Origin of the sequence: Caulobacter sp., assembly GCF_049283275.1 — a bacterium.
Taxonomy (GTDB): domain Bacteria; phylum Pseudomonadota; class Alphaproteobacteria; order Caulobacterales; family Caulobacteraceae; genus Caulobacter.
Window position 1 is genome coordinate 1 of the sequence record NZ_JBAPVS010000223.1, and the last position, 8,243, is coordinate 8,243.

Here is an 8,243-nt window from a genome sequence, read left to right on the forward strand (position 1 = left end):
GTCTGGGCCGAGGCGTGGCCGGCGGCCAGGGCTGCGGCGAGGGTCAGCAGCGCGAAGGCGGGACGAAGCATGGGGCGGTTTCCTCTCAGATCGTGCGAACAGGCCGGGCAAGGGAGTCATTTCGCGATTGCGAGCAAAACCCTGGGCGCTGAACGCTTCTCGTCATTGCGGTCCCCATCGGAAACCGGTGTCATGGACAATGTCACGCTGCGGCGCCGTTGCAAACCTCTGGCGGCCTGCTAGTGCCTGTCCAGCGAGACAACGACAAAAGCGTAGGGAACGGCCGGATGTTCAAGAAGCTGCTGATCGCCAACCGGGGCGAGATCGCGGTCCGCGTGATCAAGACCTGCCGCCGCCTGGGCATCAAGACGGTCGTGGTCTATTCCGACGCCGACGCCGACAGCCTGGCCGTGGAGATGGCCGACGAGACCGTCCACATCGGTCCTGCGCCCGCCAACCAGTCCTATCTGGTGGCCGACAAAATCATCGCCGCCTGCAAGTCGACCGGCGCCGAGGCCGTGCATCCGGGCTTTGGCTTCCTGTCGGAGAACGCCGGCTTCGCTCAGCGCTGCGCCGACGAGGGCGTGGTGTTCATCGGTCCCAACCCAGGCGCCATTTCGGCCATGGGCGACAAGATCGAAAGCAAGAAGTTCGCCGAGAAGGCCGGCGTCTCCTGCGTGCCCGGCCACATCGGCGAGATCGACGACACGGCCCACGCGGTGACCATTTCCGAGCAGGTCGGCTATCCCGTGATGATCAAGGCCAGCGCCGGCGGCGGCGGCAAGGGCATCCGCGTGGCCTGGAACCGCCAGGACGTCGAGGAAGGCTTCCCGGCCGTGCGCGCCGAAGCCAAGGCCAGCTTCGGCGACGACCGGATCTTCATCGAGAAGTTCATCGAAAGCCCGCGCCACATCGAGATCCAGGTGCTGGGCGACAAGCACGGCAACGTGGTTCACCTGTTCGAGCGCGAATGCTCGATCCAACGTCGTAACCAGAAGGTCATCGAGGAGGCCCCGAGCCCGCTGCTCGACGAGGCCACCCGAGCCGCCATGGGCGCCCAGGCCGTCGCCCTGGCCAAAGCCGTGAATTACGACAGCGCCGGCACGGTCGAGTTCGTGGCCGGCCAGGACAAGAGCTTCTACTTCCTGGAGATGAACACCCGCCTGCAGGTCGAGCACCCGGTCACCGAGCTGATCACCGGGCTGGACCTGGTCGAGCAGATGATCCGCTCGGCCTGGGGCGAAAAGCTGGCCTTCGAACAGAAGGACCTGAAGATCAACGGCTGGGCCATCGAGAGCCGCATCTACGCCGAGGACCCCTACCGCAAGTTCCTGCCCAGCATCGGCCGTCTGGTCCGTTATGACCCGCCGGAAGAGGGCCAGCATGAGGGCTATACGGTCCGCAACGACGCCGGCGTCCGCGAAGGTGACGAGATCTCGATGTACTACGACCCGATGATCTCCAAGCTCTGCACCTGGGCGCCGACCCGCCTGGGGGCGATCGACGGCATGGGCCGGGCGCTGGAGGACTTCCACATCGAGGGCCTGGGCCAGAACATTCCGTTCCTGGCCGCCGTGATGGACCAGGAGCGGTTCCGCTCGGGCAAGATCTCGACCAACTACATCAAGGACGAGTTCGCTGACGGCTTCAAAGGCGTCGATCCCACGCCTGAGCAGATCGATGTGCTGACCGCCGTGGGCGCGGCCATGCAGCGGGTCTACGCCGCCCGGGCGCGGTCCACCGAGGCGGGGCTCAGCAATCCCGTGCGCACCGAATGGGTCGTCGCCGTCGGCCACGCCAAGCGGCGGGTCAAGCTGTCGGGCGAGGCCCAGCATCTGTCGGTCGAACTGCCTGACGAGGGCCGCACCTTCGATCTGGAGACCCTGGACTGGCGTCCGGGCAAGCCGGTGTTCCTGGGCAGGTTGGACGGCAAGCCCTTCACCGTGCAGGTGACGCCGGCGGCCGAGGGCTTTGTGATCCGCCACCGCGCCGCCAAGGCCAAGGTGCTGGTCCTGACCCCGCGCTCGGCCGAGCTGCACGACAAGCTGCCCGAGAAGCAGGCCGCCGACACCTCCAAGCTGGTGCTGTCGCCGATGCCCGGCCTGGTGGTCAGCATGGACGTGGTCACCGGCCAGCAGGTGCGCGAAGGCGAGGTGGTCTGCGTGCTCGAAGCCATGAAGATGCAGAACATCATCCGCGCCGAGCGCGACGGGGTGGTCAAGGCCGTCAACGCCAAGGGCGGCGACCCGGTGGCGGCCGACGAGGTGCTGGTGGAGTTCGCATGAGGCCGCAGGTCTTTCGCCCGACCGCGGCGCGGCTTAGGTTCATAGGCGAGACTCAAGGGGCCGGCTGAATGAACGATCGCGCGGAATGGTGGGACCTGTTCCTGTCGGCCTCGGGCCGGACGGCGCGCGGTCCGTTCCTGATGGGCTCGGCCCTGCTGCTGGGCTTCGCCGCCATCTATGAGGCAGTGGCGGGCATGACCATTCACCTGCTGACCGGCTGGCTGGTCTATCCGCCGCTGCTGTTCTTCGCGACCTGCGTGCTGTCCAAGCGGCTGCACGATCGGGGGCGGTCAGGCTGGTGGTCGGCGCTGATCCTGCTGTCGCTGATCGCCATCTGGCCGACGCCCATGCACGTCCTGGATTTCCTGTTCGCCGCAGTCGTCATCTGGTCGATCGTCGAGTTGGGCGTGATGCCGGGAGAGCAGGGGGCCAACCGCTACGGGCCCAATCCGCTGAAGCCGACGCCCGCGGTCTAGACGGGCGGCGCCTCTGCTTCCACGGGCCCGAACACCCGCTGGAAAGCGGTCTTCAGCGCTTCGTCGGCTTCGTCCATGGTCACGGGCAGGCCCAGGTCGACCAGGCTGGTGACGCCGTGTTCGGTCTGGCCGCAGGGCACGATGCCGGAGAAGTGCTCTAGGTCAGGCTCCACGTTCAGGCTGATCCCGTGAAAGCTGACCCACTTGCGCAGCTTCACGCCGATCGCGGCGATCTTGTCCTCGCGCGACCAGCCGGGACCCTTGCGCTCGACCCAGACGCCGACCCGGCCTTCTCGCATCTCGCCGGTCACGTTGAAGGCGGCCAGGGCCTGGATGATCCAGGCCTCCAGCGCCGTGACGAAGGCCCGAACGTCGCGGCCGCGCTTGGTCAGGTCCAGCATCACATAGACCACCCGCTGGCCGGGGCCATGATAGGTGAACTGGCCGCCCCGCCCGCTCTCGAACACCGGGAAACGGTCGGGGGCGATCAGGTCGGCGGGCTTGGACGAAACGCCGGCGGTATAGAGCGGCGGATGCTCCAGCAGCCACACCAGCTCGCCCGCCGTCCCGTCGGCAATGGCCGCCGCCCTGGCTTCCATGGCGGCAACGGCTGCCGGGTAGGGCACGTACTCGGTCGAAACCGCCCACCCCGCCGGCGCGCCGTCGGGCGCTCCCAGCAATGGAAGCTGTTTGTTTTCAGAGATTAACGGGCGATCAAGCATACGGCCTTAGTTTTGCAAGGGGCGCTGCGCGACCGACCCTGGTCGCGCGTGTTCTTCAGGGACTTACTTCGTGAGCCAGGTCAACGCCGTCAATGTCGAGATCTCCGTTCTTCTGGGGCGCTCGATCCTGCCGATGCAGCAGCTGCTGCGCATGGGCCGCGGCGCGGTGATCCCGCTGGACGCCAAGACCAATGACGAGGTCTGGATCCTGGCCAACAACCACCCCATCGCCCGGGGCGAGATCCAGATCAGCGACGACCGCATCGCCATCCAGGTGACCCGCGCCGCCGACGTCTACGACTATATGGCCGGCGGGTCGTAAGGCCCCTTTAGTTCGCGATCCGCGAACTCGGCTCTTTCCAAATCAAACTCAGTTTGCTACCTGCCGCGCCTCACCACGAGCGGTCGTGGCGGAATTGGTAGACGCGCAGCGTTGAGGTCGCTGTGGGGCAACCCGTGGAAGTTCGAGTCTTCTCGACCGCACCAGGTGAGACAACGGCTTAGAGCGCGCTTGGCGAAATCGGTTTCCGACTCGCCAGGGGCGCTCTAACCATTTCCAGGGAAGGGCTTGGCCCTTCGCAGCTTCAGGTCACGCGCAGGACGCACGTCTTACGAACTCAGGAGGTCCCCATGTCCCGGGAAACAACCGACCTGACAGACGATCCGCGCCACAACCTGGTCATTCCCGAGCCCGAGACGCCCGAGGATCTGGAAGACCTCGCGCTCGGCGACGACTACGCTCTCAATCCCGAATATGTCGCCATGGTCATCGACGCGGCCGACCGCGGCGACACGGCCCGACTGCGCGAGCTGGTCCACGCCCTGGAGCCGGCCGACGTCGCCGACCTGATGGGCTTTCTGTCGGCCGGTTACCGCGAGGAGGTGATCCCGGTTCTCGATCCGGAATGGCTGGGCGAGATCATCGCCGAGCTGGACGACAACCTGCGCGAGGAAGTGCTGGAGGCGACGCCCTCGCACACCCTGGCCAAGGCGCTGGAGGAGCTGGACTCCGACGACGCCGCCGACGTCATCGACGACCTGGACGAGGGCAAGCGCGCCCAGGTGTTGGCCGCCATGGACGAGGGCGACCGCGCGGCGATCGAGACCACCCTGGCCTATGAGGACGAGACGGCCGGCCGCCTGATGCAGCGCGAGTTCCTGGCCGCGCCGCAATTTTGGACGGTCGGCCAGACCATCGACCACGTCCGCGAGTCCGGCGAGAACCTGCCGGAGCTGTTCTTCGACGTCTATGTGGTCGACCCGTCCTTCACGCCGGTCGGCGCCCTGCCGATCAGCCAGTTGCTGACCAACAAGCGCGAGACGCCCCTGGCCGAGATCATGGAGCCGGTGACCGAGATCACCGTCGACATGGACCAGGAGGAGGTCGCCTACATCTTCGACAAGTACCACCTGATCAGCGCGCCGGTCGTGGAGGCGGGCGGCCGGCTGGTGGGCCAGATCACCGTCGACGACATCGTCGGCGTCATCCGCGAAGAAGCCGAGGAAGACATCCTGGCCCTGGCCGGCGTGAGCGACGCCGGCCGCGACGCCAGCGTGGTCGACATCGTCAAGGCGCGCTTGCCGTGGCTGCTGCTGAACCTGATCACCGCCACCATCGCCGTCAGCGGCGTGGCCGTGTTCCAGGGCGAGATCGCCCAGCTGGTGGCCCTGGCCATCCTGATGCCGATCGTCTCGTCCCTGGGCGGCAACGCCGGCACCCAGACCCTGGCCGTGGCCGTGCGCGCCCTGGCCAGCAAGGAGCTTACCACGGCCAACGCCCGCCGGATCATCCTGCGCGAACTGGGGGTGGGGCTGGTCAACGGCTGCACCCTGGCCCTGGTCATGGGGACGGCGACCTACCTGTTCTTCGGCGCCTCGGACCACCACGACAAGCTGGCGATCATCGTCGCCCTGGCCCTGATCGCCAACATCTTCACCGCCGCCGCCGGTGGTGTGCTGGCGCCGCTGGCCCTGGCCAAGATGGGACGCGACCCGGCGGTGTCCTCGTCGATCTTCGTGACCTTCCTGACTGACTTCACCGGGTTCTTCGCCGTACTGTTGATCGCGGCCCTGCTGTTGCCCTGAGGGCCGAAAGGTCCTGGAACGGCACGCTGCGCGACTTCCGCGACGCCAAGTCGTTATTGAAGGTGGGGAAGCCGCAAACGGCGCGCATCTTGCGCGGAGCACCCCGAACGTATCCGCGTCTGTCTCAAACTGGGTCATTCTAGGCGATGAAACCGCGTTATCAGGTCTCCCGCGCCGCCGTCGAACTCATCAAGAGGTTCGAAGGGTACCGGATGAAAGCCGCTCAGCTGCCCGACGGGCGCTGGACCCTGGGCTATGGCCATACCCTGACGGCGCGGGCCGGAGCTTCTGTCTCGGAACAGGACGCTGAAGCTCTGCTGCTCTACGACCTGATCTCGGTGGCTCATGCGGTCAACGAGCATGCCTACGCGCCGCTGAACCAGAACCAGTTCGACGCCCTGGTCTGTTTCGCCTTCAACATCGGCGCCGAGAACTTCATCCGCTCGGCCGTGCTGCGCCGCCTGAACGAGGGCGCGCCTCTGTTGGCGGCCTGCGAGATGGAGATGTGGCGCAAGGCCGACGTCGAAGGCGAGCGCATCGTCGTCGACGCCCTGGTGCGCCGCCGTGCGGCCGAGAAGGCCCTGTTCCTGACCCCGCCCGACGGCGCCTGGGTGGCCGCGCCCAGCCCGCTGCTGCGCCCGAAGATCGACTACGACGCCGGCCGGTTGGTGCCCAGCCAGGATCCCGCCGCGATCACCACCTCGCTGATAGGCGACAAGGCCGTCGCCCTGCGGGAGGGCGGCTCGCCGGCGCTGATGGACGTCGGACTTAGCGCCAGCGAACAGGCCGCCGCCGCGGTCGGCGCGCGTCTCGAGGCGATCTTGTCCGACGAGACCGCCTTCACCCCGACACCGATCCCAGAGCTGGCCGCGCCGACCCAGGACCTGATCATGCCGGAGTCGCCGGCCCAGGCCGCCGCCGCGCCGTCGCCGTTCATCTATGCGACTCCCCAGCCGCCGGTCGCGGCCGCGCCGGTCGCCGCGCCCTTCCAGCTGACGCCGGACGAGCCGATGGCCGAACCGGCCTTGCCGCCGCCGCCGGTCGCCGAACCGGTCGCCGACGCCGAGCCCAGCGGTTCGCTGTTCAATCTGAGCGGCTTCTCGACCAGCGGCTCGGGCGAGTCCGCGCCGCAGGAGGTCGCCGCCGCCCGCGTGCAGCCGCACGCCTTCGGCGGGGTGAGCCTGTTGATCAGCCTGGGCCTGCTGGGCCTGGCCCTGTTCGGCGGCGGCATCCTGTGGAATCTCAGTGTCGGCGCCGTTGAAGGCTTGTCGCCGATCAAGATGTTCGGCTGGGGCGCCAGCGTGATCGGCATGATCTGCTTCGCCACCTCGACCTATCTGCTGATGCGCCGCCTGGGCGACCCCCGGCCGATCGATGAAAACTAGACCTCGATCTTGACGATCGTGAGCACAAACGCCCGCGGGTCTGCTTGATCCACGGACGTTTGTGCTATGCACTGGGCATGACGAACCAAACCGCACCTTCGATGGACTTCGCGCTGGGCGAGACGGCCGACGCGATCCGTGACACCACCGCCCGCTTCGCGGCCGACCGCATCGCGCCGATCGCCGCCAAGATCGACGAGACCAACACTTTCCCCCGCGAGCTGTGGGTCCCGATGGGCGACCTGGGCCTGCACGGCATCACCGTGGAGGAAGAGTTCGGCGGCCTGGGCCTGGGCTATCTCGAGCATGTGATCGCCATGGAGGAGGTCTCCAGGGCCTCGGCCTCGGTCGGCCTCAGCTACGGCGCCCACTCCAACCTGTGCGTCAACCAGATCCGCCGCTGGGCCTCGCCCGAGCAGAAGCAGCGTTATCTGCCCAAGCTGATCAGCGGCGAGCATGTCGGCTCGCTGGCCATGAGCGAGGCCGGATCCGGCTCGGACGTGGTCTCGATGAAGCTGAAGGCGCAGCAGGTCGACGACCGTTACGTGCTGAACGGCACGAAGTTCTGGATCACCAACGCCCCGCACGCCGACACCCTGGTGGTCTACGCCAAGACCGACGATCGCCGGATCACCGCCTTCCTGATCGAGAAGGGCATGAAAGGTTTCAGCGTCAGCAAGAAGCTGGACAAGATGGGCATGCGCGGGTCGGACACCGCCGAGCTGGTGTTCGAGGATTGCGAAGTGCCCGAAGAGAACGTCCTGGGCCCGGTGGGCGGCGGCGTCGGGGTGCTGATGAGCGGCCTGGACTACGAGCGCACGGTGCTGTCGGCCGGTCCGCTGGGCATCATGCAGGCGTGCCTGGATGTGGTGCTGCCCTATGTCCGCGAGCGCAAGCAGTTCGGCCAGGCGATCGGCTCGTTCCAACTGATGCAGGGCAAGATCGCCGACATGTACGTGGCCCTCAATTCGGCCCGCGCCTACGTCTACGCCGTGGCCCGCGCCTGCGACGCCGGCAAGACCACGCGGTTCGACGCGGCGGGCGCCATCCTGATGGCCAGCGAGAACGCGGTGAAGGTGTCGCTGGAGGCCATCCAAGCCCTGGGCGGGGCCGGCTACACCAAGGAATGGCCGGTCGAGCGCCTGTTGCGCGACGCCAAGCTCTACGACATCGGCGCCGGCACCAATGAGATCCGGCGGTTCCTGATCGGGCGGGAGCTGGTGGGGGCTTAATCCTCTCCCTCTGGGGGAGGTGGCCCGGAGGGCCGGAGGGGGCTGCCGCCGTGGGCCC

At 67.3% G+C, this 8,243-nt stretch carries 7 protein-coding genes and 1 tRNA gene; 7 read left to right on the forward strand and 1 reads right to left on the reverse strand.

The genetic code is table 11. The annotated features are described in order from the left end of the window. Positions 1-287: 287 nt before the first annotated feature. Together WAL33_RS12505 and WAL33_RS12510 are read left to right on the forward strand one after the other, a co-directional pair. On the forward strand, positions 288-2,285 hold the full coding sequence (locus WAL33_RS12505) for an acetyl-CoA carboxylase biotin carboxylase subunit (protein WP_422181886.1): 1,998 nt from the start codon (positions 288-290) through the stop codon (positions 2,283-2,285). A 68-nt stretch (positions 2,286-2,353) separates the two neighbouring features. Next, positions 2,354-2,761, forward strand: coding sequence for a DUF805 domain-containing protein (locus WAL33_RS12510; RefSeq protein ID WP_422181887.1), 408 nt, complete (start codon positions 2,354-2,356; stop codon positions 2,759-2,761). Here the strand turns inward: WAL33_RS12510 and lipB are convergent. Next, on the reverse strand, positions 2,758-3,483 hold the full coding sequence (gene lipB, locus WAL33_RS12515) for a lipoyl(octanoyl) transferase LipB (RefSeq protein WP_422181888.1): 726 nt from the start codon (positions 3,481-3,483) through the stop codon (positions 2,758-2,760). The genes WAL33_RS12510 and lipB overlap by 4 nt on opposite strands. 70 nt (positions 3,484-3,553) lie before the next feature. Here lipB and WAL33_RS12520 point away from each other — a divergent pair, with 70 nt between their 5' ends. From WAL33_RS12520 to WAL33_RS12540, 5 genes are all read left to right on the forward strand, one after another. Beyond that, positions 3,554-3,805 carry a FliM/FliN family flagellar motor switch protein gene (locus tag WAL33_RS12520; protein WP_012287186.1) on the forward strand — a complete coding sequence of 84 codons (252 nt, stop codon included), beginning with the start codon at positions 3,554-3,556 and terminating at the stop codon, positions 3,803-3,805. Positions 3,806-3,884: 79 nt separating this feature from the next. Continuing rightward, positions 3,885-3,969 (forward strand) — tRNA-Leu (locus WAL33_RS12525). A 144-nt stretch (positions 3,970-4,113) separates the two neighbouring features. Next, on the forward strand, positions 4,114-5,568 hold the full coding sequence (gene mgtE, locus WAL33_RS12530; protein ID WP_422181889.1) for a magnesium transporter: 1,455 nt from the start codon (positions 4,114-4,116) through the stop codon (positions 5,566-5,568). A 146-nt stretch (positions 5,569-5,714) separates the two neighbouring features. After that, the gene (spmX, locus tag WAL33_RS12535) at positions 5,715-6,953 is read left to right on the forward strand and encodes a lysozyme-family localization factor SpmX (protein ID WP_422181890.1); all 1,239 of its coding nucleotides are present in this window, start codon (positions 5,715-5,717) and stop codon (positions 6,951-6,953) included. 77 nt (positions 6,954-7,030) lie between these two features. Then, the gene (locus tag WAL33_RS12540) at positions 7,031-8,185 is read left to right on the forward strand and encodes an isovaleryl-CoA dehydrogenase (protein WP_422181891.1); all 1,155 of its coding nucleotides are present in this window, start codon (positions 7,031-7,033) and stop codon (positions 8,183-8,185) included. Positions 8,186-8,243 lie beyond the last annotated feature (58 nt).

What these genes read in the sequence shown, in the direction of transcription:
- mgtE (WP_422181889.1), top strand. Translation starts at nt 4,114, where the DNA reads ATGTCCCGGGAAACAACCGACCTGACAGACGATCCGCGCCACAACCTG.
- lipB (WP_422181888.1), bottom strand. Translation starts at nt 3,483, where the DNA reads ATGCTTGATCGCCCGTTAATCTCTGAAAACAAACAGCTTCCATTGCTG.
- WAL33_RS12505 (WP_422181886.1), top strand. Translation starts at nt 288, where the DNA reads ATGTTCAAGAAGCTGCTGATCGCCAACCGGGGCGAGATCGCGGTCCGC.
- WAL33_RS12540 (WP_422181891.1), top strand. Translation starts at nt 7,031, where the DNA reads ATGACGAACCAAACCGCACCTTCGATGGACTTCGCGCTGGGCGAGACG.
- spmX (WP_422181890.1), top strand. Translation starts at nt 5,715, where the DNA reads ATGAAACCGCGTTATCAGGTCTCCCGCGCCGCCGTCGAACTCATCAAG.
- WAL33_RS12510 (WP_422181887.1), top strand. Translation starts at nt 2,354, where the DNA reads ATGAACGATCGCGCGGAATGGTGGGACCTGTTCCTGTCGGCCTCGGGC.